Below are 25,128 nucleotides of genomic sequence, written 5' to 3' on the forward strand. Positions count from 1 at the left end.
GAGCTTTTCGAGCAGCGCGTCGACGACCGCAGGGAGGAGCACCAGTGACCACTGGCTACGACGAGGCCACCGAGGGCAAGGTCTACTCGGTCGGCGGCGCCGACTGGGACGACGTCGTCACCGCCGGGGTGCGCGACTCCGAGGCCGAGCGCCTGGTCGTCAACATGGGTCCGCAGCACCCGTCCACCCACGGCGTGCTCCGCCTGGTCCTGACCCTCGACGGCGAGACGGTCACCGAGGCGCGCGGCGTCATCGGCTACCTGCACACCGGCATCGAGAAGAACATGGAATACCGGACGTGGACCCAGGGCACCACGTTCGTCACCCGCATGGACTACCTGTCGCCGATCTTCAACGAGACGGCGTACTGCCTGGGCGTCGAGAAGCTCCTCGGCATCGAGGACCGCATCCCGGACCGCGCCCAGGCCATCCGGGTCATGATGATGGAGCTCAACCGCATCTCCTCGCACCTGGTCGCGATGGGCACGTTCGGCATGGAGCTGGGCGCGACCACGCCGTTCCTCTTCGGCTACCGCGACCGCGAGATGATCATGGATCTCTTCGAGTACATCACCGGCCTGCGGATGAACCACGCGTACATCCGCCCCGGCGGTGTGAGCGTCGACCTGCCCGCGGGCGCGGTCGACAAGGTCGGCGAGTTCCTCAAGGAGATGCCCAAGCGGATCAAGGACATCCGCAAGCTCCTCGACGCCAACCCCGTCTACCTCAGCCGCACCCGCGACGTCGCCTACCTCGACCTGACCGGCTGCATGGCGCTCGGCATCACCGGCCCCATCCTGCGGGCCTCCGGCCTGCCGTGGGACCTGCGCAAGTCGCAGCCGTACTGCGGGTACGAGACCTACGAGTTCGAGGTGGCGACCGAGCGCGGCTGCGACGTGTACTCGCGCTACCTCGTGCGCATGCGGGAGATGGAGGAGTCGCTCAAGATCGTCGAGCAGGCCCTCGACCGCATCGCCGGCCCCCTCAAGGGCGACCCCGTGATGATCGAGGACAAGAAGATCGGCTGGCCCGCGCAGCTCGCGCTCGGCCCCGACGGCCTCGGCAACTCGCCCGACCACATCGCCCACATCATGGGCAGCTCCATGGAAGCCCTGATCCACCACTTCAAGCTGGTGACCGAGGGCTTCCGGGTGCCGGCCGGCCAGGCGTACGCCTCGATCGAGTCGCCCAAGGGCGAGCTCGGCGCCCACGTGGTCAGCGACGGCGGAACCCGTCCCTACCGCGTCCACTTCCGCGAGCCGTCCTTCTGCAACCTGCAGGGCTTCCCCGCGATGGCGGAGGGCGGCCAGGTCGCCGACGTCATCGCCGCGGTGGCCTCTATCGACCCCGTCATGGGAGGTGTGGACCGGTGACTTACTCACCGGAAGTCCGTGAGCGTCTCGAGAGGGACGCCAAGGAGATCATCGGCCGCTACCCCAAGGCGCGGTCCGCCCTGCTGCCTCTGCTCCACCTGGTGCAGTCGGAGGACGGCTACGTCTCCGACGACGGCCACGAGTTCTGCGCGGAGATGCTGGGCCTCAGCAAGGCCGAGGTCGTCGGCGTCTCGACGTTCTACACCATGTACAAGCGCAGGCCCGCCGGCGACTACCACGTCGGCGTGTGCATCAACGCGCTGTGCGCGGTCATGGGCGGCGACGAGATCTGGGAGGAGCTCAGCGAGCACGTCGGCGTCGGTCACGAGCAGACCACGTCCGACGGCAAGATCTCGCTGGAGCGCCTGGAGTGCAACGCCGCCTGCGACTTCGCCCCGGTCATGATGGTCAACTGGGAGTTCTTCGACAACCAGACGCCCGAGTCGGCCAAGCAGCTCGTCGACGACCTGCGTGACGGCAAGGACGTGCGCCCGACCCGGGGTCCGAAGAAGCTGTGCACCTTCAAGGAGGCCTCGCGCGTGCTGTCCGGCCTGCCCGACGAGCTCGCGGGCGAGGGCCCGTCGGCCGCCGGCGCCTCGCTGGAGGGCCTGAAGGTCGCCAAGGCCAACGGATGGAAGGCCCCAGAGGCATGAGCGTCACCCTGACTCCCGTCCTGACCGCCAACTGGGACCGTCCCGACTCCTTCACCCTCGACGGCTACGGTCCCTACGAGGCGGCCAAGAAGGCGCTCGACATGGATCCCGACGCGGTCATCCAGGCCGTCAAGGACTCCGGTCTGCGCGGCCGTGGCGGCGCGGGCTTCCCGACCGGCATGAAGTGGGGCTTCATCCCGCAGGGCGACGGCAAGCCGCACTACCTCGTCGTCAACGCCGACGAGTCGGAGCCGGGCACCTGCAAGGACATCCCGCTGATGATGGCCAACCCGCACTCGCTGGTCGAGGGCGTCATCATCACCTCCTACGCCATCCGCGCCAACCACGCCTTCATCTACGTGCGCGGCGAGGTGCTGCACGTCATCCGCCGGCTGCACGCGGCCGTGCGCGAGGCGTACGAGAAGGGCTACCTGGGCACCGACATCTTCGGCTCCGGCTACGACCTGGAGCTCGTCGTGCACAGCGGCGCCGGCGCGTACATCTGCGGCGAGGAGACGGCGCTGCTGGACTCGCTGGAGGGCTACCGGGGTCAACCTCGACTCAAGCCTCCGTTCCCGGCCGTGGCGGGCCTGTACGCCTCGCCGACTGTCGTGAACAACGTGGAGTCCGTGGCGAGTGTTCCCTCGATCATCGCCAACGGCGCCGACTGGTTCGCCGGGATGGGCACCGAGAAGTCCAAGGGCTTCGGCATCTTCTCGCTGAGCGGCCACGTCACCCGCCCCGGCCAGTACGAGGCCCCGCTCGGCATCACGCTGCGCGAGCTGCTCGACATGGCGGGCGGCATCCGCGAGGGGCACCGGATCAAGTTCTGGACCCCCGGCGGCTCGTCCACGCCGATCTTCACCGACGAGCACCTTGACGTGCCCCTCGACTTCGAGGCGGTCGGCGCCAAGGGCTCCATGCTCGGCACCCGCGCGCTGCAGATCTTCGACGAGACCACCTGCGTGGTCCGCACCGTGCTGCGCTGGACCGAGTTCTACGCCCACGAGTCGTGCGGCAAGTGCACGCCGTGCCGCGAGGGCACCTACTGGCTCAAGCAGGTGCTCAAGCGGCTCGAAGCCGGACAGGGCACCGAGGACGACCTGGCCACGATCACCGACATCGCCGACAACATCCTGGGCCGCTCCTTCTGCGCCCTCGGCGACGGCGCGACCAGCCCGATCCACTCCTCGGTGAAGTACTTCCGCGACGAGTACCTCAAGCACTTCGAGGTCGGCGGCTGCCCGTTCGACGCGAAGAAGTCCACTCTCTGGGGTGACCAGTGACCACAACCGCCGTAGAGACCACCCTGGTGACCCTGACGATCGACGGGTTCCAGATCAGCGTCCCCAAGGGCACCCTGATCATCAGGGCGGCCGAGCTGCTGGGCATCCAGATCCCGCGCTTCTGCGACCACCCGCTGCTCGACCCGGCCGCCAACTGCCGTCAGTGCCTCGTCGACATCCCCGACGCGGGCAACGGCCGCGGCTTCCCCAAGCCGCAGCCGTCGTGCGCGATCGAGGTCGCCGAGGGCATGGTCGTGCAGACCCAGCTCACCTCGCCGGTCGCCGAGAAGGCGCAGCGCGCGGCGATGGAGTTCCTGCTGCTCAACCACCCGCTGGACTGCCCGGTCTGCGACAAGGGCGGCGAGTGCCCCCTGCAGAACCAGGCCATGTCCAACGGCCAGGGCGAGTCCAGGTTCCACGAGCACAAGCGGACCTTCCCCAAGCCGCTCCCGCTGTCCACGCAGGTGCTGCTCGACCGCGAGCGGTGCGTCCAGTGCGCCCGCTGCATCCGCTTCTCCGACCAGATCGCCGGCGACCCGTTCATCGAGTTCTTCGAGCGCGGCGCCAAGGAGCAGGTGGGCGTCGCCGACGGCGCGCCGTTCCAGTCCTACTTCTCCGGCAACACCGTGCAGATCTGCCCGGTCGGCGCGCTGACCGGCGCCGCCTACCGGTTCCGGGCGCGGCCGTTCGACCTGGTCTCCACGCCGAGCGCGTGCGAGCACTGCGCGTCCGGCTGCTCCCTGCGCACCGACCACCGGCGCGGCCGGGTCACCCGCCGCCTGGCCGGCAACGACCCGCAGGTCAACGAGGAGTGGAACTGCGACAAGGGCCGCTGGGCGTTCACCTACGCCACGCAGCCCGACCGCCTCAAGACCCCGCTGATCCGCAACGAGGAGGGCGTGCTCGTCCCGGCCTCCTGGCCGGAGGCGCTGAGCGTCGCCGCCCAGGGTCTGGCCGCCGCCCGCGGCAAGGCCGGCGTCCTCGTCGGCGGGCGCGTCACGGTCGAGGAGGCCTACGCCTACTCCAAGTTCGCCCGCGTCGCGCTCGGCTCCAACGACATCGACTTCCGCGCCCGGCAGCACTCCGCCGAGGAGGCGGCGTTCCTGGCCCACGCGGTCGCCGGCAAGGGCATCGAGATCTCCTACGACGAGCTGGAGAGCGCGCCCGGCGTGCTGCTCGTCGGGTTCGAGCCCGAGGAGGAGTCGCCGATCGTCTTCCTGCGCCTGCGCAAGGCGTGGAAGAAGCGCGGCCTCAAGGTCACCGCCATCGCGCCGTTCGCCACCCCGGGGCTGGCCAAGATGGGCGGCACGCTCATCCGCACCGCGCCGGGCGGCGAGGCCGACGCGATCGGGGAGCTGGTCGGCGGCCTCGCCGAGGGCACGGTCGTGCTCGCCGGCGAGCGCCTGGCCGGCGTCCCGGGCGCCCTGTCCGCCCTCGTCCGGCTCAGCGCCGCCTCCGGCGCCCGGCTGGCCTGGGTGCCGCGCCGGGCCGGTGAGCGCGGCGCCGTCGAGGCGGGCGCACTGCCCAACCTGCTGCCGATCGGCCGGCCGGTCGAGGACGAGGGCGCCAGGGCGGAGATCGCCCGGGCGTGGAACGTCGCCTCGCTGCCCGCCGCCCCTGGCCGCGACACGACCGGCATCCTGGCCGCCGCCGCGGAGGGCGACATCGACGCGCTCGTCGTCGCCGGTGTCGACCCCTACGACCTGCCCGACCCGGCCGCCGCGCTCGACGCGCTGGAGCGCACGCCGTTCATCGTCAGCCTGGAGATCCGCGCCAGCGCGGTCACCGACCGCGCCGACGTGGTCCTGCCGGTCGCCGCCGTGCAGGAGAAGGGCGGCACGTTCGTCAACTGGGAGGGCCGCGGACGCTCGTTCGAGGCGCCGCTGAGGGTGCCCGGCCTGCAGAGCGAGCTGGTCGTCCTCGGCAACCTCGCCGACCGCATGGACGTCCACCTCGGGCTGCCCGACGCCAAGGCCGTCCGCCGCGAGCTCGGCGCCATCGGCGCCTGGCGCGGCACCCGCGTCGCCGCGCCCAGCGTGGCCACCCGCGCGCAGGCCGCCCCGGCGGCCGGCGAGGCGGTGCTGGCGACCTGGCACCTGCTGCTGGACGAAGGCCGCCTGCAGGACGGCGAGCCGTACCTCGCGGGCACCGCCCGCGCCGCCGAGGCCCTGGTCTCGGAGAGCACGGCGGCGGAGATCGGCGTCGCCGACGGCGACAAGCTCGTCGTCGGCGGGCCCGGCCCCAACCCGGTCACACTGCCGGTCCGCGTCGCGGACCTGCCCGACCGCGTGGTCTGGGTGCCGGCGAACTCCGGCGGCTGCTCGGTCACCCGCGACCTGCGCGCGGTGGCCGGCGACATCGTCACCATCGGGAGCGCCTCATGATCCACGTTCTCGCGGCCGATCCGACCCTCGCCGACTTCGGCAAGGACCCGGTCTGGATCACCATCATCAAGGCCGTGATGCTCTTCGTCTTCCTGATGCTGGGCGTCCTGTTCGGCGTCTGGTTCGAGCGCAAGCTCATCTCGCGGATGCAGAACCGCTACGGCCCCAACCGGGCCGGCAAGTTCGGTCTGCTGCAGTCCGTGGCCGACGGCCTGAAGATGGGCCTGAAGGAGGACCTCTTCCCGCGGACCGTGGACAAGGTGCTCTACCTGCTGGCCCCGATCATCATGGTCGTCCCGGCCTTCCTGGCCTTCTCGATCGTGCCCATCGGGCCGATGGTCAACCTGTTCGGCGTGCAGACGCCGCTGCAGCTCGTGGACCTGCCGGTGGCCGTGCTGTTCATGCTGGCCATGGGCGCCATCTCGGTCTACGGCGTGGTGCTGGCCGGCTGGTCGTCGCGCTCGCCGTACGCGCTGCTCGGCGGTCTGCGCTCGGCGGCCCAGGTGGTCTCGTACGAGATCGCGATGGGCCTGTCGTTCGTCGGGATCTTCCTGTTCGCCGGCACGCTGTCCACCTCGGAGATCGTCAAGGCGCAGGAGCAGACCTGGTACGCGGTCCTGCTCATCCCGTCGTTCCTCGTGTACGTGGTCTGCATGTTCGGTGAGGCCGCCCGCATCCCGTTCGACCTGCCCGAGGGCGAGGGCGAGCTGGTCGGCGGCTTCCAGACCGAGTACTCCTCCTCCCTGAAGTTCGCTCTGATCATGATGGGCGAGTACCTTCACACGTTCACCGCCTCCGGCATCGCGGTCACGCTGTTCCTCGGCGGCTGGCGGGCGCCCTGGCCCATCTCCCTGTGGGAGGGGGCCAACCAGGGCTGGTGGCCGGTCCTGTGGTTCTTCATCAAGTTCGTGCTCACGTTCTGCTTCATCGTGTGGGTGCGGGCCTCCCTGCCGCGGGTGCGCTACGACCAGCTCATGTCCCTGGGCTGGAAGGTGCTGATCCCGGTCAACCTGGCGTGGATCCTCGTCGTCGCCGCGGTCCGCAACGTGGTGGTCAACAACGACACCTCGGCGGTGTCCATGGGGCTCGGCGCGGTCATCGTCATCGGCGCCATCGCCATCTGGCTCCGGTTCGACACCGTCAACCAGCGGCGCAGGGAAGCGAAGAAGGCCCAGGCGGAGGCCGAGTTCGAGGAGCTGTCCAGCGAGCCGGCGGCGGGTGGCTTCCCGGTGCCGCCGCTCGATCTGCCGCACTACCACGGGGTGCAGCACAAGGAGATTCCCAGTGGGACTAACTGATTGGCTGAACCCCGTCAAGGGCTTCGGGGTCACCTTCCACACGATGTTCAAGAAGCCCGTCACGATCAACTACCCGGAGGAGAAGCGGCCGACGGCTCCGCGCTTCCACGGGCGCCACCAGCTCAACCGGTGGCCGGACGGGCTGGAGAAGTGCGTCGGCTGCGAGCTGTGCGCCTGGGCGTGTCCGGCCGACGCCATCTTCGTCGAGGGCGCCGACAACACCGACGAGGAGCGCTTCTCCCCGGGCGAGCGTTACGGGCGCACCTACCAGATCAACTATCTGCGGTGCATCCTGTGCGGACTCTGCATCGAGGCGTGCCCCACCCGGGCGCTCACGATGACCAACGAGTACGAGCTGGCCGACACCGACCGCGAGAGCCTCATCTACACCAAGGAGATGCTCCTCGCGCCGCTCACACCCGGCATGGAGCAGCCTCCGCACCCCATGCGGCTCGGCGAGACCGAAGAGGACTACTACCGGCTGGGGCGGACCAATGGGTGAGACCATCACGTTCTGGGTGCTCGCCGTCGTGTCCGTCGGCGCCGCGCTCGGCATGGTCTTCAACCGGAAGGCCGTGTACTCGGCGCTGATGCTCGGCACCGTGATGCTCTGCCTGGCGGTGATGTACGCCGTGCAGGACGCGCCGTTCCTGGCCGCGGTGCAGATCATCGTCTACACCGGCGCCGTCATGATGCTGTTCCTGTTCGTGCTCATGCTGGTGGGCGTCGACTCGTCCGACTCACTGGTCGAGACGCTCAAGGGCCAGCGGTTCTGGGCGGCGATCGCGGCCATCGGCTTCGCCGTGCTGATCATCGTGGCCGTCGGCAACGCGGTCTTCGCCCCGCAGGCGGGCGTGGAGGGCGCGGTCGGCACGGCCGGCTACATCCGGTCGCTGGCGCTGCTGCTGTTCACCAAGTACGTGTTCGCGTTCGAGATCACCTCGGCGCTGCTCATCACCGCCGCGCTCGGCGCGATGGTGCTGGCGCACCGCGAGCGGCTCACCGAGAAGGCCACGCAGAAGGACCTGTCGCGGGCCCGCTTCCTCGGCGACCGCCCGTCGCCGCTGCCGGGCCCCGGCACGTACGCCCGCAACAACGCCATCGACATGCCGGCGCTGCTGCACGACGGCTCCGTCGCGGAGGACTCGGTCAACCGCTACATCGCGCGCTACGACGTCGAGCACGGTCACCTGCCCGAGGACCCGCGCCTGGCCGAGGCGATCCAGCACAAGGCCGAGGAGGACTCCAAGTGACCGCGCACTACCTGGTCCTGTCGGGGCTGCTGTTCGCCATCGGCGCGATGGGCGTGCTCATCCGGCGCAACGCGATCGTGGTGTTCATGTGCGTCGAGCTCATGCTCAACGCCTGCAACCTCGCGTTCGTCACCTTCGCCCGGCAGAACGGCAACCTCGAGGGCCAGATCATCGCGTTCTTCGTGATGGTGGTGGCCGCAGCCGAGGTCGTGGTCGGCCTGGCCATCATCGTGACGATCTTCCGAACCCGCAGGTCCGCGTCCGTCGACGACGCCAACCTGCTGAAGTACTAAGAGGTGACTGGTGGAATCTCCTGTTGAGATCGTCCAGCACACCGCCGGCGGCGTGATCGGCGTCTCATGGCTCATGATCGCCTTCCCGCTCCTGGGCGCGGCGATCCTGCTGATCCTGGGACGCAAGACCGACCGGTGGGGCCATCTGCTGGGCGTGGCCATGTCCCTCGCCTCGTTCGTCGTGGCGGTGCTGGCGTTCGTCGAACTCCTCGGCCTGTCCGCGGAGCAGCGGCGTCAGGCCGTGCACCTGTACGAGTTCATCCCCGGCATGGCGGACATGGGGCTGCTGATCGACCCGCTGTCGATCAGCTTCGCGCTGCTGATCACGGGTGTCGGATCGCTGATCCACATCTACTCGATCGGCTACATGTCGCACGACCCCGACCGGCGCCGGTTCTTCTCGTACCTGAACCTGTTCGTCGCCGCGATGCTCCTGCTGGTGCTGGCCGACAACTACGTCGGCCTGTTCATCGGCTGGGAGGGCGTGGGCCTGGCCTCGTACCTGCTCATCGGCTTCTGGCAGTTCAAGCCGTCGGCCGCGGTCGCCGCGAAGAAGGCGTTCGTCGTCAACCGCGTCGGTGACTTCGGGCTGCTCGTCGGCATGTTCATCATGTGGAGCGCGACCGGCACCTTCGCCTTCGCCGAGCTCTCGGAGAAGGCGGGCAGCCTGTCGCAGCCGATGGTCACCGCGATCGGCCTGCTGCTGCTCCTCGGCGCGTGCGGCAAGTCGGCGCAGCTCCCGCTGCAGTCCTGGCTCCTCGACGCCATGGAGGGCCCGACCCCGGTCTCGGCCCTCATCCACGCGGCGACCATGGTCACCGCCGGCGTCTACCTGGTGGTCCGCTCGGGCGCGTTCTTCTTCCCGGAGGGCTCGGCGCAGGCGCTGGCCGTCGCGATCGTCGGCGCGGCCACGCTGCTCGCCGGTGCGATCATCGGTTGCGCGAAGGACGACATCAAGAAGGGCCTGGCCGGCTCGACGATGTCGCAGATCGGCTACATGATGCTCGGCGCGGGCCTCGGCCCGGCGGGCTACGCCTTCGCCATCGGCCACCTGATCACGCACGGCTTCTTCAAGGCCGACATGTTCCTCGGGGCCGGCTCGGTCATGCACGGCATGAACGACGAGGTGGACATGCGGAAGTACGGCGCGCTGCGCAAGTACATGCCGATCACCTTCGTCACGTTCATCATCGGCTACCTGGCGATCATCGGATTCCCGCTGCTGTCCGGTTACTTCACCAAGGACGGCATCATCGAGACGGCCGTGGAGCACAACCAGGTGCTCGGCTGGCTGGCCGTGATCGGCGCGGGCATCACGGGCTTCTACATGTCCCGGATGATCTTCATGACGTTCTTCGGTGAGAAGCGGTGGGCGGAGGACGCCCACCCGCACGAGTCGCCCACCGTCATGACCGTGCCGCTGATCGTCCTGTCGATCGGCTCGATCTTCCTCGGCGGCTACCTCATCCTCAGCAACCGGCTGATGCTGTGGCTCGCGCCCGCGGTCGGGCGCCCTGAGGAGCTTCCGACGTTCCACTTCGCCAGCACGCCTGGCCTCGCCACGCTGGCGCTGGTGGCGGTCGGCGCCGTGTACGCCTGGATGAAGTACGGCCGGGCCGAGGTGCCCGCCGTCCAGCCGCGCGGCTCGTTCCTCACCACGTTCGCCCGGCGCGACCTGTACGGCGACGCGCTCAACGAGTCGCTGTTCATGCGACCCGGTCAGTGGCTCACCCGGATCGCGGTGTTCTTCGACAACCGCGGCATCGACGGAGTCGTCAACGGGCTGGCCGCGGGCATCGGCGGGACCTCGGGCCGCCTGCGGCGGATCCAGACGGGCTTCGCCAGAACGTACGCGTTGTCCATCCTGATCGGTGCCGCCCTGCTGACCGGCGCCCTGCTCCTCGTTGGGAACATCTGATGTCGTCACTCTGGCTCCCCATACTCCTGGCGGTGCCCGTGCTGGGGGCCGTGGTGGTGGCACTGCTGCCCAAGGGCGCCGACCAGGTCGCCAAGCAGGTCACGCTGGCGGTCTCGCTGGTCGTGCTGGCGCTGACGCTGGTCATGGCGTTCCAGTTCCCGTCGGCCAAGGGCGACCGGTTCAAGTTCGCCGCGGTCTACGACTGGATCCCGAGCTTCGGCGTCCACTTCGGGGTCGGCGTCGACGGCATCGCGCTGGTGCTGGTCGTGCTGTCCGCGGTGCTCGTGCCGATCGTGGTGCTCGCCTCGTGGCACGACGCCGACGGCGTCCGCACCGCCGACGGCACGCTGATCACGCCTAAGCGGTCGGTCAAGACGTACTTCTCGCTGCTGCTCGTCCTCGAGGCGATGATGATCGGCGTCTTCGCGGCGACCGACATCTTCCTGTTCTACGTGTTCTTCGAGGCCATGCTCATCCCGATGTACTTCATGATCGGGTCGTACGGCGGGGCGCAGCGGTCGTACGCGGCCGTCAAGTTCCTGCTGTACTCGCTGTTCGGCGGCCTGCTCATGCTGGTCGCGGTCATCGGCCTGTACGTGGTCGCGGGCAAGAGCACGTTCATGTTCCCCGAGCTCGTCGGCGCCATCCAGGACCCGGCGACGCAGAAGTGGCTGTTCGCCGGCTTCTTCATCGCCTTCGCGATCAAGGCGCCGCTGTGGCCGGTCCACACCTGGCTGCCCGACGCCGCCGCCCAGGCCCCGGCCGGCGCGGCCGTGCTGCTCGTGGGCGTGCTGGACAAGGTGGGCACCTTCGGGATGCTCCGCTTCTGCCTGGAGCTGTTCCCCGACGCCGCCAAGGCGTTCACGATGCCGATCGTGGTGCTCGCGGTCATCAGCATCATCTACGGCGCCATCGTGGCCATCGGGCAGAGCGACATGAAGCGGCTCATCGCCTACACGTCGATCTCGCACTTCGGCTTCATCGTGATGGGCGTGTTCGCCATGTCGCAGGTCGCCCAGTCGGGCGCCACCCTGTACATGGTCAACCACGGCTTCGCCACCGGCGCGCTGTTCCTGGCCGCCGGGTTCCTCATCGCCCGGCGCGGCTCGCCGCACATCGCCGACTACGGCGGCGCCCAGAAGGTCGCCCCGCTGCTGGCCGGCTTCTTCCTGGTCGCCGGTCTGGCCGGCCTCTCGCTGCCGGGGCTGTCGTCCTTCGTCAGCGAGTTCATGGTCATGACCGGCACGTACGCCAGCAAGGCGCACGGCTCCGGCGCGCTGACCGTGGCGGCCGTCGTCTCGGCGCTGGCGGTGATCCTCGCGGCCGTCTACATCCTGTGGATGGTGCAGCGGGTGCTCAACGGGCCGACCGCCGAGCCGGTCAAGGCGTTCAAGGACCTCAACGTGCGGGAGATCGTCGTTCTCGCGCCGCTGGTCGCCCTGATCATCGGCTTCGGGTTCTTCCCCAAGCCGCTGCTGGACGTGATCAACCCGGCGGTCAACCAGACGCTGGTCAACGTCAAGGTGGACAACCCGGCTATCGCTGAGAAGGGGGCCGGTCAGTGAATCCGATCATGCAGGCGCCGACGATCGAGTACGGCACGCTGGCGCCGATGCTGCTGGTGTTCGGCGCGGCCGTCCTCGGCGTGCTCGTGGAGGCGTTCGCGCCCCGCTACCTGCGCAAGGTGATGCAGGTCCCGCTCACGCTGGTCTCCCTGGGCGGCGCGTTCGCCCTGGTGCTCGTCCAGGTGATCATGCGGGGCGCGCCCACCGAGGCGGTGGCCATGGGCGCGGTCGCGGTCGACGGGCCCTCGCTGTTCATCTGGGGTGTCATCCTCGTCCTGTCGTTCGTGTGCGTGCTGCTCGTCAACGACGAGGGCCACTTCGTCGCCTCGGCGGCGGCGGTGCCCGGCAGCGCCGACGAGGAGGAGGCCGAGGCGGCCGGTGGCGCCCACACCGAGATCTACCCGCTGCTGCTGTTCGCGGTGGGCGGCATGATGCTGTTCCCGGCGGCCCACGACCTGCTGACGATGTTCGTCGGCCTTGAGGTCATGTCGCTGCCGCTGTACCTCATGTGCGGCCTGGCCCGCCGGCGTCGCCTGCTGTCGCAGGAGTCGTCGATGAAGTACTTCCTGCTGGGCGCGTTCTCGTCGGCGTTCTTCCTGTACGGCACGGCCATGCTCTACGGCTACGCCGGCACGGTGTCGCTGCCGGGCATCAACAAGGCGCTGGCCGGTGGCGCGCTGCTCGACCCGCTGCTGCTGATCGGGTTCGCCATGCTCGGCGTGGGCCTGCTGTTCAAGATCGGCGCTGCGCCGTTCCAGGCGTGGAAGCCGGACGTCTACCAGGGCGCCCCGACCCCCATCACCGCCCTCATGGCCTCGGGCACGCTCGTCGCGGCCATGGGCGCCGTGCTGCGCGTGTTCTGGGTCGGCCTGGGCAACCTCGACTGGAACTGGCGGCCGGTCATGTGGGCCGTCGCGGCCCTCACCATGATCGTGGGCGCGGTGCTGGCGATCACGCAGACCGACATCAAGCGGATGCTGGCCTACTCGTCGATCGCGCACGCCGGCTTCCTGCTGATCGGCGTCATGGCCACGTTCGACAAGAGCCAGCAGAACGCCGGCTCGCTGTCGGCGATCCTGTTCTACCTGCTGGTCTACAGCTTCACCACGGTGGGCGCGTTCGCGATCGTCACGATGGTCCGTGACCCCGGAGGCGAGGCGGGTCACCTGTCGCGCTGGGCGGGTCTGGGCAAGCGGTCGCCGCTGCTCGCGGGCGTCTTCGCGTTCTTCCTGCTCGCCTTCGCCGGCATCCCGCTGACGAGCGGCTTCTTCGGGAAGTACGCGGTGTTCGCGGCGGCCCTGGCCAGCGGCTCGGAGTCGGGCGACTCGCTGGGCGGCTGGATGACCGGGCTGGTCGTGCTGGGCGTCGTCGCCTCGGCGGTGGCCGCGTTCTTCTACGTCCGCGTCATCGTGCTCATGTTCTTCAGTGAGCCGGCGGCCGACGGCCCGTCCATCGCCGAGCCGAGTATGGGCACCGTGGCCGTCATCGCCGTGGCGGCGCTCGTTACGGTAGGAGTCGGAATCTTCCCGCAGCCCATGCTCGACGTGGCCCATCAGGCCGCGGCCAACTTGTTCATCAGATAAGGGGATATGCCATGTCCGCGCCTCCCGTTGTTGACCTTCCCATTGAGGACGAGCGGCTGGCGCAGGACGTGGCCACCGGCCTGGCCGCCGTGGAGAAGCTCCTGCGCTCGTCGGTCGAGAGCGAGGACGCCTTCGTCACGGAGGCGTCCAAGCACCTCATCGAGGCGGGCGGCAAGCGCTTCCGCACGCTGATGGTGCTGCTGGCGGCCCAGTTCGGCGACCCGTCGGCGCCGGGCGTCGTGCCCGGCGCCGTGGTCATCGAGCTGACCCATCTCGGGTCGCTCTACCACGACGACGTCATGGACGAGGCCCCGGTCCGCCGGGGCTCCCCGTCCGCCAACGCCCGGTGGGACAACACCGTGGCCATCCTCACCGGCGACTACCTGTTCGCCCAGGCGTCCGACATCCTGGCCGACCTGGGTCCGGAGCTCATCCGCATCCAGGCGCAGACGTTCTCCCGGCTCGTGCAGGGCCAGATCCGCGAGACGATCGGGCCGCGTGAGGGCGACGACCCCGTCGCGCACTACATCAGCGTCCTCGCCGACAAGACCGGCTCCCTGATCGCCGCCTCCGGCCGCTTCGGCGCGCTGCTGGCGGGCGCCCCGGCGGAGGTCGAGGAGCGCCTCAGCCGGGCCTGCGAGGCGATCGGCGTGGCCTGGCAGCTCGGCGACGACCTGCTCGACGTGGCGTCCACCTCCACCGAGTCCGGCAAGACGCCCGGCACCGACCTGCGCGAGGGCGTCCACACGCTGCCCGTCCTGTACGCGCTCGCCTCCGGCGCTCCCGCGCGGCTCGTGGAGCTGCTGTCGGGCCCGGTCGCGGAGGAGGACGTGGAGGAGGCCCTGACGCTGCTGCGGGAGCACCCCGCGATGGCCAGGGCCCGGGAGGAGCTCGCGGCCTGGATCGACCGGGCCCGTGACGACATCTCCGCCCTGCCGGACATCCCGGCCAAGGACGCCTTCATGGCGCTGTGCGACTACGTGATGGAACGCTCGGGCTGAGCCGCTTTGCTGGCCTCCGCGGTGCGATTTCTGGCGGCACGGGTGGCGCGGGCCACCCGGATGCTGTCGTAGGTGAAGACGGCCAGGGCCAGCCAGACGATCGAGAAGCCGATCCAGCGGCTGGCCGGCATCGTCTCCTTCGCCACCAGCACCCCGCACAGGAACTGCAGGACCGGCGCGATGTACTGGAGCAGGCCGATCGTGCTCAGCGGCACCCGGATGGCGGCGGCCGTGAAGCACAGCAGCGGCACGGCGGTGATGACACCCGCGCCCACCAGCAGCGCCGCATGACCCGCGCCCGCGCTGCCGAACGTCGCCTGCCCGGTCGTCCCCAGGTACACCAGGTAGCCCAGGGCCGGCAGCAGCAGCACCAGCGTCTCGACGGTCAGGCTCTCGGCCGCGCCCACGTTCGCCTGCTTCTTGGCCAGCCCGTACAGGCCGAACGACACCGCGAGCGTGAGCGCGATCCACGGCAGCCGGCCGTAGTCGATGGCCAGCACGAGCACGGCCAGCGCCCCGAACCCCACGGCGGCCCACTGCAGGGGGCGCAGCCGCTCCCGCAGCAGCACCACTCCGAACAGCACGCTGACCAGCGGGTTGATGAAGTAGCCGAGGGCGCTCTCGACGACGTGGTGGGTGTTGACCGCGTAGATGTAGACGCCCCAGTTGACCGTGACGATCGCCGCGGCGAGCGCGAGCAGGCCGAGCTTGCGTGGCTGGCGGGCCATCGTCCGGATCCACGACCAGTGGCGGCGCACCGCCAGCACCGCGACGACGGCGACCAGCGACCACACCATGCGGTGGGCGAGGATCTCCACGGCTCCGGAGGGCTTGAGGAGAGGCCAGTACAGGGGGAAGAGCCCCCACATGGTGTACGCGGCCACCCCGAACAACACACCACGGCGAACGTCAGGCATGTCCCCTATTTTCGGCGCTTACCATGCTTAAACACAAATGTGTATCGCTATACGGGACTATGTAGCGACTCTTAAGCGTTAGGGCCTGTGTATCGTAGGCAGAGTCTGCGGAGGTGGCACGATGGGCTGGCTGTTCGGCAACAAGACGACCATGGTCCGACCGGAGGACGCCCTGTCCGGGCGGCCCGAGGAGATGCCGGTCGCGCCCCGGCACGCGGTCCTCGACGCGCCGCTCGCCCCGCCGTACCCGCCGGGTGCGCGGATCGCCGACTTCGGCCTCGGCTGCTTCTGGGGCGCCGAGCGCAAGTTCTGGCAGACGCCCGGCGTCATCACCACGGCCGTCGGCTACCAGGGCGGCTACACGCCCAACCCGACGTACGAGGAGGTCTGCAGCGGCCGCACCGGCCACGCGGAGGTCGTGCGGGTGGTCTACGACCCGGCGAAGGTGTCGTACGAGGACCTGCTGAAGGTCTTCTGGGAGGCCCACGACCCGACGCAGGGCATGCGCCAGGGCAACGACGCGGGCACGCAGTACCGCTCGGCGATCTACTACCACTCGCCGGAGCAGCGGGAGGCGGCCGAGACGTCGCGGGAGGCGTACCAGAAGGTGCTGTCTGAGGCGGGCTACGGCTCGATCACCACAGAGCTGGCCGAGGCGGGACCTTTCTTCTTTGCGGAGGACTACCACCAGCAGTACTTGTACAAGGTGCCGAACGGGTACTGCGGGATCGGCGGCACCGGGGTCTCCTGCCCCGTTGGGCTGACCTCCTGAAAGCAGGGCCCTGAAAAAGCATGGGCCTCGCTCCGCTCGGGCTCCCCTGATCGGGGGGGCCGAGCCCCCCGAGACCCCCGGGTGGGGCTCCGCCCCACACCCCGGTACTGCTTGACCGTCTAGGGACTACCGGGGGGTGACCGCCTCGGTAGCGCTTGGAAGATGTCCGCAGGCGCCCTGGCGGACGGTATCAACCTCGCCTGGGAGGCGCAGATGCCCCCTGTCCCGCGCATGGCTGTGGGCGGGCTACGGCGGATGGCTTCGTCGGCGTCGCCGAGCTCCACGGCGACAGCGACGTTGTGAATGGCGACAAGGCAACGTGGTGCCGAGCTCCACGTACTGGGCGGCCTGCCGGAACTTGTTGACCCGCATGACCTCGGTCTCCAGATCGTCAAGACTGCGCGCGGGAGTCTCCAGGTCTGGAGGGACGTCGCATTCCCAGGGTAGCCAGCCCGCCCACGCCGGCCGAGTCATTGGACTTGAATGCCTTCATGAACGTGCCAGATCAGCCGGAGAATCCTGTGCTCCATGTCGTCGTCTGCGCCACCCCGCGCGCCCGTGTCATCGGCGAGTTCGTCGAGTTGGCGGCCGAGCGGGGTTGGACGCCATGCGTGGTCGCCACGCCCGAGGCGATGAAGTTCGTTGACAGCGAGGCTCTTGGGGAGCTCACCGGCTACCCGGTGCGGCACAAGTACAAGAATCCGGACGAGCCCGATGTGCTTCCGCCCCCTGACGCGATTCCGGTCTGCCCTGCGTCTTTCAACACGATCAACAAGTGGGCTGCGGGGATCAGCGACACGCTGGCTCTGGGCTTGATCACTGAGGCCATTGGTATGGGTATTCCGTTGGTGGCCGCTCCGGCGGTCAACAGCGCCCAGGCGGCCCATCCCGCGTTCGAGCGGAACATCGACGAGCTGAGGGGCGCGGGCGTGAAGGTTCTGTACGGCCCTGGCGTCTGGGAGCCGGCGGCGCCGCGGAGCGGTGGAGCGCCGTTCGCCTGGGAGCTCGCGCTTGATGCGCTCGACGAGTTCCGTGCCGCGTCTGCCGGATAGCAGCCGTGATGCCGGCGGCCCCATCACTCCGGTTCGGGGGAGGGACAGGCGATCTGCTCGTCTCGCTCGCGTGTGATGTGGCGGGCTATGGCGATCCGTTGGCGGGCGAGTTCGGCCCAGAAGAGCTCTCTCTTGCCCGGAATCGTCTATGCGCCTTGAGGTGATTCGCCGAGATGTTCGCTGCGGTCGTGCTGTAGAGGGACGATGGCTCTTGGTGCGAGTACGTTGTACCACTCGGAGAACGTGTTTTCGCAGGTCGGAGTTCCGGAGGCGACACGAGCGCAGACATCCGGTACGTCCCGGGGGCGTCCGTAGAAGTCCGGCTGTCACTGATGGTTCGAGGACAAAGTAACAAAGCTGTCGCCCCTGGGTAAGGGAGACAGCCTTCCGGGACGTCCTGGACGTCTTGGGTTCAGCCCTCTCGCCAGATCGGCTCAAGCAGGTCGGGGTTGAACTTCTGCGTCCCTTGCCGGACGGGTAAATAGGGACCCGAGGTCAGGCTGACACCGCCTTGCTGGCGTCGTCAGGCGTTGACGTCGCGGAGCCCGACGGCGTCGTGACGCCAGAACGGCTCGGAGTAGACCAGCGTCCCCGTCATCCACGGCTCGTACGCCGGAAGCCTGATCACCTGGAAGGCGGCGTCAGGGATGCGCAGAGACGGCTTGCGGAAGCCTAGCTCGGCCCCTGGAGTGAATCCGAAGCGGGAGTAGTAGCCGGGGTCACCTTCCAGGAAGACGACGGGACACTCACCTTCGGCGAGAGTCGCGAGCCCCGCGCGGACCAGGGCCGAGCCGATGCCCTGACGCTGGTGCTCGGGCAGCACGCCCAGCGGGCTGAGCACCTGCACGTCGATCAGCCGTCGCGGGGCGTCGAGCAGGCTGTGAGTGAACATGACGTGCCCGACGACTTGCCCGGCAGCCTCGGCCACGAGCGCGAACCCTCCGCAGGAGCTGATGCCGTGGCGCAGGGTGTCGACCAGGTCGGCCACGACTTCGCCATGGTCGCCGAACGCTCGCCGATGGACGTGACGCACGGCGCCCGCATCGTCCGGCCGCTCTTCACGAAGCTTCATCCCCGGAGGCTAAACGATCTGTTCCGCCGCCGACACCTGGTTTTCGCCCGCCTGCCCCCGTATGTCACAGTGGCTGGAGTCGTGACGATCGCTGACTTCGGTGCTCACCGGACGGGCTGGGGCGATCGCTGCCGCGGCCCTCTTTCGTCGGGCCTTGGCGCCGGGTATCCCTGGCAGAGATGACAGCACCGTCCGCTCAGTCGAGCAGGATGATCGGTCCGCCTGAAAAGCGGGCGGTCAGCCAGTGATTGCCGTCAGACGAACGTACTGCTCACAGGTGTGGACCAGCAGTATCTGTTCAAAGTTCCCAACGGATACTGCGGCTCGCTACGACGGAAGGCGCAGGGCGAACGTCGTGCGGACGCCTGGCACGCTGGTGACCGTGGCTGTGCCGCCGTGTGCCTCGGCCAGGTTGCGCACGATGGCGAGCCCGAGCCCGCTGCCCCCGGTCCGCCGGTTGCGGGACTTCTCGGCGCGCCAGAACCTGTCGAAGACGTGGGGGAGGTATTCGGCGCGGATCCCGACCCCTGTGTCGGTCACCTCGATGACGACCTGGTCGCCATCCTGGCGGGCGCCCAGCGTGATGTGCCCGCCGCGTGGCGTGTAGCGCAGGGAGTTGGTGACCAGGTTGCCGACGGCCTGGCGGAGCCGTACCGGATCCGCGGTCAGCGAGGGGTCATCGATGATCACGGTGGTCAGCGTGAGTCCCGCGGCTTCGGCCCGGCCTCGGTGAGCGGTGGCCACCTGGTCGAGAAGGTCGCCGAGGCGAACGGGTTCGACGTGCAGACGGAGCTTGCCCGCGTCGGCGAGGGCGAGCTCCTGAAGGTCGTCGACGATGTGCTGCAACAGCAGGATCTCCTCGACCAGCGAGGCGATCAGCGCCGGGTCCAGCTCGGCGACGCCGTCCTGGGCTGCCTCCAGCCATCCCCTGAGGTTGCTCAGCGGGGTCCGCAACTCGTGGGAGACGTCGCTGACCATGGCCTTGCGCTGCTCCTCCATGCGCTGGAGGTGTTCCGACATCTCGTTGAACGCCGTGGCGAGCTCGCTGATCTCGCCGGTCGTCCTGACCATGACGCGGGCGGAGCTGTCCCCGTCACGCATCCGCCGCGCGGCGTCGGTGAGCGCGTTGACCGGCCTGACCAGGCGCCGGGCCGCCATGACGCTTACCCCCACGGTCAGCAGGAGCACGAGCAGGGCGGCGCCGGCGATCGAGGGGAGCGGGATGCGCTGGCCGCCGGCCTCGGTGGGGGAGCCGATGTACAGGTAGGCCGCGGGGGCGACGTAGGGATCGAGCTGTTCCTTGCGGGCTGTGACGATGCAGGACGAGATCGTCTGATCGGGTTCCGCGCCTTGAGGCTGCTTCTCCTTGGAGACCCAGGCGAGATCGAGGCCGACCGAGCCCCGTTCCGCGCTCTTGCCCTTGAGGCACCTGCCTACCAGGAGGTTGAGCTGTTTCAACGCGGCCTTCTCGGTGCGCGTCGGCGTCCTGAAAGTGGTGGCGTCGCAGGGGTCCGTCACCGTGGGAGCCGCGCTCGGCATCGGGCGCGGCTCCTGGGGGTCGGGTTCCTTGCCGGTCGTCGTCACCATGGGCCGGCCGGTGTTCGAGATGGTCATCTTCACGACCTGTCCGGTACGGCCGGCGCAGGCGGCGTAGGCGTTGGCGGCTTTGACCAGCCGGGCGCGATCGGGGGCGGACAGCAGGAAAGGACCCACTGCGCGTGGATCGATACGGTCCCTGGCCGCCCCGGGCACCAGGGTCACGTCCACGGTCAGCGGGTCGACGACGGCCGAAACCCTGGCGGGCAGTGGGGTCCCGGCGGTCGCCGAGTCCGCGATGAGGGTGCCCTTGTCGCTGGTCAGCGCGATGCGACGGCCGTTACGGGCGGCCATATCGCGCACGGTGGCGGTGACGCCCGACCAGTCCGGATGGCGGGAGGCATAGCCGAGCAGGCTGTTGTTGATCTGGGCGTCGCTGGCCAGTGTCTGACCCTGCTCGCGCTGGATGGCGCCGGAGGTGCTGCTGGCGGCCAGCCACGCCGTGGCGGTGATCGAGCAGACCGCCACGACAGCCGAACTCGTGAGCAACCTGACGAACAGCGACCTCATGCGTGCGTCAGCTTGTAGCCGACGCCGTACACGGTCACCAGCCGGACCGGGCGGCGCGGGTCAGGCTCGATCTTCTTGCGCAGATTCATCACGTGCACGTCGACCGTGCGTTCGGTGATGAACCTGTCGAAGCCGTGGATGCGCTCCAGCAACTGCTTCCTGGTGAACACCCGCTCCGGCTCGGCGGCCAGGGTCTCGATGATCCGGAACTCCGCGAGCGTGCACTCCACCAGCGTGTCCGCCGCGGTGACGGTGTGCCTGACCGGGTCCACGACCAGGTCGCCCGCCTGGAACAGCAGCCGATCGGCGTCCTGGGACTTGCGGGTTCGGCGCAGCAGCGTTCGCACGCGGGCCATCAGCTCGCGGGGGCTGTACGGCTTGGTCACGTAGTCGTCAGCGCCGAGGTCGAGCCCCAGCAGCAGGTCATCCTCGGTGGACCTGGCGGTCAGCATCAGGATCGGCAGATCGGACTCGGCACGCAGCACCCGGCAGACGTCCAGCCCGTCGACCTTCGGCATCATCACGTCGAGCAGCACAAGGCGGGGCTCCGCCCGTCGCGCCTCGTCGATCGCGGAACGCCCGTCGTGCACGACGAGGACATCATGGCCCTCCCGCTCCAGATACCGCCGGAGCAGCTCGGCCTGCTTGGGATCGTCCTCCGCGACCAGTACGTACGCGCACATGGCCTGAGGCTATGCGCATGCCAGGGGTGCATATGGGATCCGCATGACAACCAAACAGGTTTCACACATTCTGTCGCCAGGCTGCGGCGAGTGAGAACCAACCTGCTTCGTACGGCCGCCGCGGCGACACTCGTCATCCTGCTCGCCGGCTGCGCAGCCGGCGCGCGCAGTGCCGTACGCCATGAGCCTTCGAGCAGTGCCGTACGCCATGAGCCCGCGAGCAGTGGCGCGCGGTCGGAGCCGGCGAGCAGCGCCGGATCGAAGATCGCGAGCGTCAAGGGGTCTCGGATCACGGTCTACCGGAACAAGGAGGGGGTGGCCCAGCGGGCGATCACGAGCCCCAACGGCTACGGCGCGACGCGGGTCTTCCTGGTGGAACGTGACGAGGGTGAGTGGCTCCAGGTTCTGCTGCCGATCCGGCCGAACGGCAGCAAGGGCTGGATCAAGGCCATCGACGTGACGCTCGCGGAGACCTCCTACCGGGTGGAGATCGATCGCGGGGCGTTCAGGTTCACGGTCTACGACGGCGACCGGGCCGTCAGGACGGGCAAGGTCGCGACGGGCGAAGCGGGGACTCCGACGCCTCCAGGTCGCTACTTCTTCACCGAGCTGGTGAAGCCGGTCGGCGACGGTGGGGCCTACGGCGCCTACGCCTTCGGGCTGAGCGGCTTCTCGCCCGTGCTCAAGAGCTTCGCCGGCGGCCCGGGGCAGCTGGCGATCCACGGGACGAACAAGCCGTCCGCCATCGGCACGCGGGCCAGCCACGGCTGCGTCCGGCTCAGCAACGACGACATCACCTGGATGGCGAAGAACCTGGCGATCGGTACTCCGGTCGTCGTCAAGGGCTGAGGCCCGACTCGAATGAACAGGGGAATCCATATGAAGATCAAGGCCACGCTCATCGGCTTCGGCGCGGCGCTGGCTCTGGCCGCGGGCCTCGCCGGCCTTTCGGGTACGGCCGCGGCCGATCCCAAGCAGCCGGTGCCCGCCGCGGCGCCCTCCGCGGCGCCCGCCGCGGTGCCCTCCGCGGCGCCGGCCGACCACCGGCCCACGGCCCAGCCGACGCCGAGCCCGAAGGAGCCCGCCGTCGTCAAGCCGGCCTACACCGGCTGATCGTGGTGCGTCGCCGTAGTTCCTACGGTGACGCATCTCGACGCCCGGAGGCTCATGAAGGCCCCCTCCTGCCCGCGGTCGCGTCGGCGACCAGGCCATCGCGGGCAGGAGCAGGGCGATGTAATACGACGCGGCGAACGGCTGGACCATGCGCCTCTTGGAGGTCGCCCGGCACGGAGGAGGTGGCTCCTGCTGCGCGAGATCGAGTGCTACCGCCAGCCGTATCTTTCAAGAATCCGGGAGGGTACTGCGGGATCGGCGGGACGGGGCCGAGCCCTCAGGTCCCCCAGGTGGGGCCTTCCAGCGCCACGCCAATCTCTTTGCTACTTCGGGTAGTAAACTGGTCTCATGAGCATGCCTGAGCGAGAGTTCGCCCCGGGGGACGGGCCAGCGGCGAAGGTCAGTGTCTCTCTGAGAGCGGGCAACATTCGCGCCGTCCGAGAGCGAGTCGGAGCCCGCGGGTTCTCCGCCTACGTTGACGCCGCTGTGGAACGCCAGATCGAGCGGGATCTCCTGGAGGAGGCGCTCCAGGCGAACGAGGCTTCGAGGCCGATCCCGCAGTCGATGCGCGACGAAGCGGCGGAGCTGTTCCGCCAGGTCAAATCGGCGCCCGAACTCCAGGAGGAGGACGGATGGCGCGCGCACGAAGCAGGCTGAGTGCGGGAACCGTGGTCCTCGACTGCGAAGGGCTCGCGAAGTGGTGCGAGGCTGACCTGCGGGTGACCGCGCTTGTGCGGGAGGCGCAGGACAACGACTTCCGGGTTGTGGTCAGCGCGATGACACCGATCGAGGCGCAAGACGTTAGCGTCAAGAGCGATCGCCTGAGGTGGTACCTGTCTCGTCTGAAGATCGAGCCTGTGACCGAGGGCATCGCATCACGGGCGATCGAGCTTCTCCGTGGCGTCGGCCTGCACGGTCACAAGTACGCCATAGACGCGGTGGTGGCGGCTACTGCGCTGGGCTCGGTGAGGCCGGTCGTCGTGCTCACCTCTGATGAGGACGACTTGAGCAAGTTGTGCGGGAAGGCCGTGAAGGTGGTCGCAGTCTGAGAGCACTCTCGGAGTGACACCAGCAGTCTTGATGTAGTCGTACCAGTCCACGCATATCGGCTGTCCGACCTGGGCGTCGCCGATGTCGTGCCGTAGTCCCCCTGCGGCCGACTGTGTTCACAGACCGGGCAGCCTCGGCGTGGGCGGCAGGCGAGTGCGTTTGGCCGGCCCGTTGCCGGTGGGCGTGGACCGCGACGCAGCTTGGAGCGGTGAAGGTGGCGAAGAGTCCCCCCTTTCCCGGCACTACGGTCGAGCTAGCAGACGCCGGGAATCTTGCACACCCTGGCGGCCATCTTCCGGGCGTTCTTGGTCAGTCGGCCGGGGTCGTAGGATCCCTCGTCGGTCGTGTAGATCATCAGCGCGCTGCCCCTGCGCGTGACGATTCCGGTGATCGTCTGGTTCACGCTCCCGTCCTGCCGGGTCTGATAGCCCATGCCTATGGCCTCGTCTCCCGCCTTGGCCTTGCTCGTCCGCCACTGGATCTTGAGTTCGGGCGCTGACGGGTCGGCCTTGCGCGCGCATCGCTTGACCTCGGCGTCAAGGCGGGTGAGTGCGGCACGGGCGGCGCGGGGGCTCTGGTAGATGACGAGTTGTTCGGAGGAGCCGCTGGGAGCGCTGGTCCAGTGCGTGATCGTGCGGGCTGCCGCCCGGCCGCGATCGACGGCGCGCTGGTGCCGGCACGGGTTCAGCTCCCATGGCTCGGTGAGCCTGTCGCTGATCTTGTAGCCCTGTTCCTCCGCCTCCTCGGGGGCCAGGTGCCTGCGCGCGTCGCGTTCGGTGAGCAGGAAGTTCTTCGGTATCTCGGTCACCGTCGCCGGGGACAGTGCCAGGAGCAAGGAGAGTGCCACACTGATCATAAAGGGTTTGATGCCGGCGGGAACGACTTGGTTTTCAGTCCTCTCGCCAGATCGGCTCAAGCAGGTCGAGGTCGAACCGCCCTCGTCCTGGCGTCCCGGGAATGAGTCGGAGCTCGCGGATTCTCCGCCACTGGTCGATGGCACGCAGGTCCACGGCGGGTTGACGCGAGCTCGGCTCTTCTAGCCGGTCTTGGTCACGGTGCCGGTCTTGGCGTCGACCTTGACCCCGTGCCAGGTGCCGTCCGAGGTGAGGACATCGGCTTCCCAGACGAGGAGCTTGTCGTTGTACCTGTCCAGGCTCATATGGATGATCTTGCCTTGCGACACGGCGGAGGACACCTTCTTCACCGCGTCCTCGAAGGTGAGCTCGGCGTCCTTGATGATGCCCATGACCCTGGCCTTTTCTCCCTTGCCAGTGTCTTTGACCCGGACTGCGGAGACCTTTCCTGACGCGTCCACTTCCAGCAGCCGCTCCGTGCCGTCGGGTGCGGCCAGCTGGACCTCCCAGATCTGGCCGCCGTTCTCCGACTGGACCGAGAGGACCTTGGAGCCCTTGACGGCGTTCATGGCCGCGGCGCTCGCCTTCTCACTGGCCGTACCGCCGGATTCCTGACCGGGGTCGCCGCTGGGGTTGCCCAGTGGCCCTGGAAGTGACATGGGGCCGGCCGCGGCCTCTCCCGCGGGCGCCGGCTCGACGGCACTGAGCTGAGGCTGGGCGCTCCCGCAGGCCGCGGCCGCGAGCAGGGCCGAGCCGGCGAAAATGGTGCCGATGGTGGTCTTTGTCCGTCTTCTGCCGTTCATGCTGGTGACGCTGCCCGGGACTTCATAAAGGCACGCCGGGACTCGGGCAAGGGGATCCTGCGCGGTCGCCCTCCTGTTGGTGTGGTGCTTCACGCGCTC

Annotated in this window: 24 protein-coding genes; 18 read left to right on the forward strand and 6 right to left on the reverse strand. The window is 68.9% G+C overall.

Annotated elements, in window-relative coordinates:
• Positions 1-44: 44 nt before the first annotated feature.
• The 12 genes from HTZ77_RS20050 to HTZ77_RS20105 all read left to right on the forward strand — a co-directional run bounded on the left by HTZ77_RS20050 (position 45) and on the right by HTZ77_RS20105 (position 14,607).
• Positions 45-1,373 (forward strand): NADH-quinone oxidoreductase subunit D, encoded by a 1,329-nt coding sequence (locus HTZ77_RS20050; protein ID WP_175591135.1) that lies wholly within the window; start codon positions 45-47, stop codon positions 1,371-1,373.
• On the forward strand, positions 1,370-2,026 hold the full coding sequence (gene nuoE / locus HTZ77_RS20055; RefSeq protein WP_175591136.1) for an NADH-quinone oxidoreductase subunit NuoE: 657 nt from the start codon (positions 1,370-1,372) through the stop codon (positions 2,024-2,026). Before HTZ77_RS20050 ends, nuoE begins: the two co-directional genes overlap by 4 nt.
• Entirely contained in the window at positions 2,023-3,312 is a 1,290-nt protein-coding gene (gene nuoF, locus HTZ77_RS20060; RefSeq protein ID WP_175591137.1) for an NADH-quinone oxidoreductase subunit NuoF, read from the forward strand. The genes nuoE and nuoF overlap by 4 nt, the downstream gene beginning before the upstream one ends.
• Entirely contained in the window at positions 3,309-5,696 is a 2,388-nt protein-coding gene (locus HTZ77_RS20065; protein WP_175591138.1) for an NADH-quinone oxidoreductase subunit G, read from the forward strand. Before nuoF ends, HTZ77_RS20065 begins: the two co-directional genes overlap by 4 nt.
• Positions 5,693-6,994, forward strand: a complete 1,302-nt coding sequence (gene nuoH / locus HTZ77_RS20070; protein WP_175591139.1) for an NADH-quinone oxidoreductase subunit NuoH — start codon at positions 5,693-5,695, stop codon at positions 6,992-6,994. Before HTZ77_RS20065 ends, nuoH begins: the two co-directional genes overlap by 4 nt.
• Entirely contained in the window at positions 6,981-7,496 is a 516-nt protein-coding gene (gene nuoI / locus HTZ77_RS20075; protein ID WP_175591140.1) for an NADH-quinone oxidoreductase subunit NuoI, read from the forward strand. The genes nuoH and nuoI overlap by 14 nt, the downstream gene beginning before the upstream one ends.
• Positions 7,489-8,247 (forward strand): NADH-quinone oxidoreductase subunit J, encoded by a 759-nt coding sequence (locus HTZ77_RS20080; RefSeq protein ID WP_175591141.1) that lies wholly within the window; start codon positions 7,489-7,491, stop codon positions 8,245-8,247. The genes nuoI and HTZ77_RS20080 overlap by 8 nt, the downstream gene beginning before the upstream one ends.
• Positions 8,244-8,540, forward strand: a complete 297-nt coding sequence (gene nuoK / locus HTZ77_RS20085) for an NADH-quinone oxidoreductase subunit NuoK (RefSeq protein ID WP_175591142.1) — start codon at positions 8,244-8,246, stop codon at positions 8,538-8,540. The genes HTZ77_RS20080 and nuoK overlap by 4 nt, the downstream gene beginning before the upstream one ends.
• 73 nt (positions 8,541-8,613) lie before the next feature.
• Positions 8,614-10,458 (forward strand): NADH-quinone oxidoreductase subunit L, encoded by a 1,845-nt coding sequence (gene nuoL, locus HTZ77_RS20090; protein WP_175591334.1) that lies wholly within the window; start codon positions 8,614-8,616, stop codon positions 10,456-10,458.
• Positions 10,458-12,023 carry an NADH-quinone oxidoreductase subunit M gene (locus tag HTZ77_RS20095; RefSeq protein WP_175591143.1) on the forward strand — a complete coding sequence of 522 codons (1,566 nt, stop codon included), beginning with the start codon at positions 10,458-10,460 and terminating at the stop codon, positions 12,021-12,023. The genes nuoL and HTZ77_RS20095 overlap by 1 nt, the downstream gene beginning before the upstream one ends.
• Before the next feature lie 8 nt (positions 12,024-12,031).
• Positions 12,032-13,606: an NADH-quinone oxidoreductase subunit NuoN gene (nuoN, locus tag HTZ77_RS20100; RefSeq protein ID WP_175591335.1), complete on the forward strand. Its 1,575-nt coding sequence runs from the start codon at positions 12,032-12,034 to the stop codon at positions 13,604-13,606.
• Positions 13,607-13,617: 11 nt separating this feature from the next.
• Positions 13,618-14,607, forward strand: coding sequence for a polyprenyl synthetase family protein (locus tag HTZ77_RS20105; RefSeq protein ID WP_175591144.1), 990 nt, complete (start codon positions 13,618-13,620; stop codon positions 14,605-14,607).
• Here HTZ77_RS20105 and rarD read toward each other — a convergent pair.
• The gene (rarD, locus tag HTZ77_RS20110) at positions 14,583-15,524 is read right to left on the reverse strand and encodes an EamA family transporter RarD (protein WP_175591145.1); all 942 of its coding nucleotides are present in this window, start codon (positions 15,522-15,524) and stop codon (positions 14,583-14,585) included. The two genes, HTZ77_RS20105 and rarD, sit on opposite strands and share 25 nt — an antisense overlap.
• 121 nt (positions 15,525-15,645) lie before the next feature.
• On the opposite strand from rarD, the gene msrA reads away from it, so the two are divergent.
• Together msrA and HTZ77_RS20120 are read left to right on the forward strand one after the other, a co-directional pair.
• Positions 15,646-16,296 (forward strand): peptide-methionine (S)-S-oxide reductase MsrA, encoded by a 651-nt coding sequence (gene msrA, locus HTZ77_RS20115; RefSeq protein WP_175591146.1) that lies wholly within the window; start codon positions 15,646-15,648, stop codon positions 16,294-16,296.
• Between the two features lie 491 nt (positions 16,297-16,787).
• The gene (locus HTZ77_RS20120; RefSeq protein ID WP_175591147.1) at positions 16,788-17,348 is read left to right on the forward strand and encodes a flavoprotein; all 561 of its coding nucleotides are present in this window, start codon (positions 16,788-16,790) and stop codon (positions 17,346-17,348) included.
• 523 nt (positions 17,349-17,871) lie between these two features.
• Here HTZ77_RS20120 and HTZ77_RS20125 read toward each other — a convergent pair.
• The 3 genes from HTZ77_RS20125 to HTZ77_RS20135 all read right to left on the reverse strand — a co-directional run bounded on the left by HTZ77_RS20125 (position 17,872) and on the right by HTZ77_RS20135 (position 21,209).
• Positions 17,872-18,420, reverse strand: coding sequence for a GNAT family N-acetyltransferase (locus tag HTZ77_RS20125; protein ID WP_175591148.1), 549 nt, complete (start codon positions 18,418-18,420; stop codon positions 17,872-17,874).
• Positions 18,421-18,747: 327 nt separating this feature from the next.
• A complete protein-coding gene (locus tag HTZ77_RS20130; RefSeq protein WP_175591149.1) occupies positions 18,748-20,526 on the reverse strand; it encodes a sensor histidine kinase in 1,779 nt (592 codons plus the stop codon).
• Positions 20,523-21,209 (reverse strand): response regulator, encoded by a 687-nt coding sequence (locus HTZ77_RS20135; RefSeq protein WP_175591150.1) that lies wholly within the window; start codon positions 21,207-21,209, stop codon positions 20,523-20,525. Before HTZ77_RS20135 ends, HTZ77_RS20130 begins: the two co-directional genes overlap by 4 nt.
• 90 nt (positions 21,210-21,299) lie before the next feature.
• On the opposite strand from HTZ77_RS20135, the gene HTZ77_RS20140 reads away from it, so the two are divergent.
• The 4 genes from HTZ77_RS20140 to HTZ77_RS20155 all read left to right on the forward strand — a co-directional run bounded on the left by HTZ77_RS20140 (position 21,300) and on the right by HTZ77_RS20155 (position 23,371).
• Positions 21,300-22,058 carry a L,D-transpeptidase gene (locus HTZ77_RS20140; RefSeq protein WP_328808665.1) on the forward strand — a complete coding sequence of 253 codons (759 nt, stop codon included), beginning with the start codon at positions 21,300-21,302 and terminating at the stop codon, positions 22,056-22,058.
• A gap of 30 nt (positions 22,059-22,088) precedes the next feature.
• A complete protein-coding gene (locus tag HTZ77_RS20145) occupies positions 22,089-22,322 on the forward strand; it encodes a hypothetical protein (RefSeq protein ID WP_175591152.1) in 234 nt (77 codons plus the stop codon).
• 348 nt (positions 22,323-22,670) lie between these two features.
• Positions 22,671-22,979, forward strand: a complete 309-nt coding sequence (locus HTZ77_RS20150; protein WP_175591153.1) for a hypothetical protein — start codon at positions 22,671-22,673, stop codon at positions 22,977-22,979.
• Complete coding sequence (locus HTZ77_RS20155) at positions 22,955-23,371, forward strand: PIN domain-containing protein (protein WP_175591154.1); 417 nt, start codon at positions 22,955-22,957, stop codon at positions 23,369-23,371. Before HTZ77_RS20150 ends, HTZ77_RS20155 begins: the two co-directional genes overlap by 25 nt.
• Before the next feature lie 254 nt (positions 23,372-23,625).
• Here HTZ77_RS20155 and HTZ77_RS20160 read toward each other — a convergent pair whose 3' ends face one another.
• Complete coding sequence (locus tag HTZ77_RS20160; protein ID WP_175591155.1) at positions 23,626-24,288, reverse strand: hypothetical protein; 663 nt, start codon at positions 24,286-24,288, stop codon at positions 23,626-23,628.
• 120 nt (positions 24,289-24,408) lie between these two features.
• Entirely contained in the window at positions 24,409-25,029 is a 621-nt protein-coding gene (locus HTZ77_RS20165) for a PepSY domain-containing protein (protein WP_175591156.1), read from the reverse strand.
• Between the last annotated feature and the right edge of the window lie 99 nt (positions 25,030-25,128).

Origin of the sequence: Nonomuraea montanisoli, from assembly GCF_013363975.1 — a bacterium.
GTDB lineage: Bacteria > Actinomycetota > Actinomycetes > Streptosporangiales > Streptosporangiaceae > Nonomuraea > Nonomuraea montanisoli.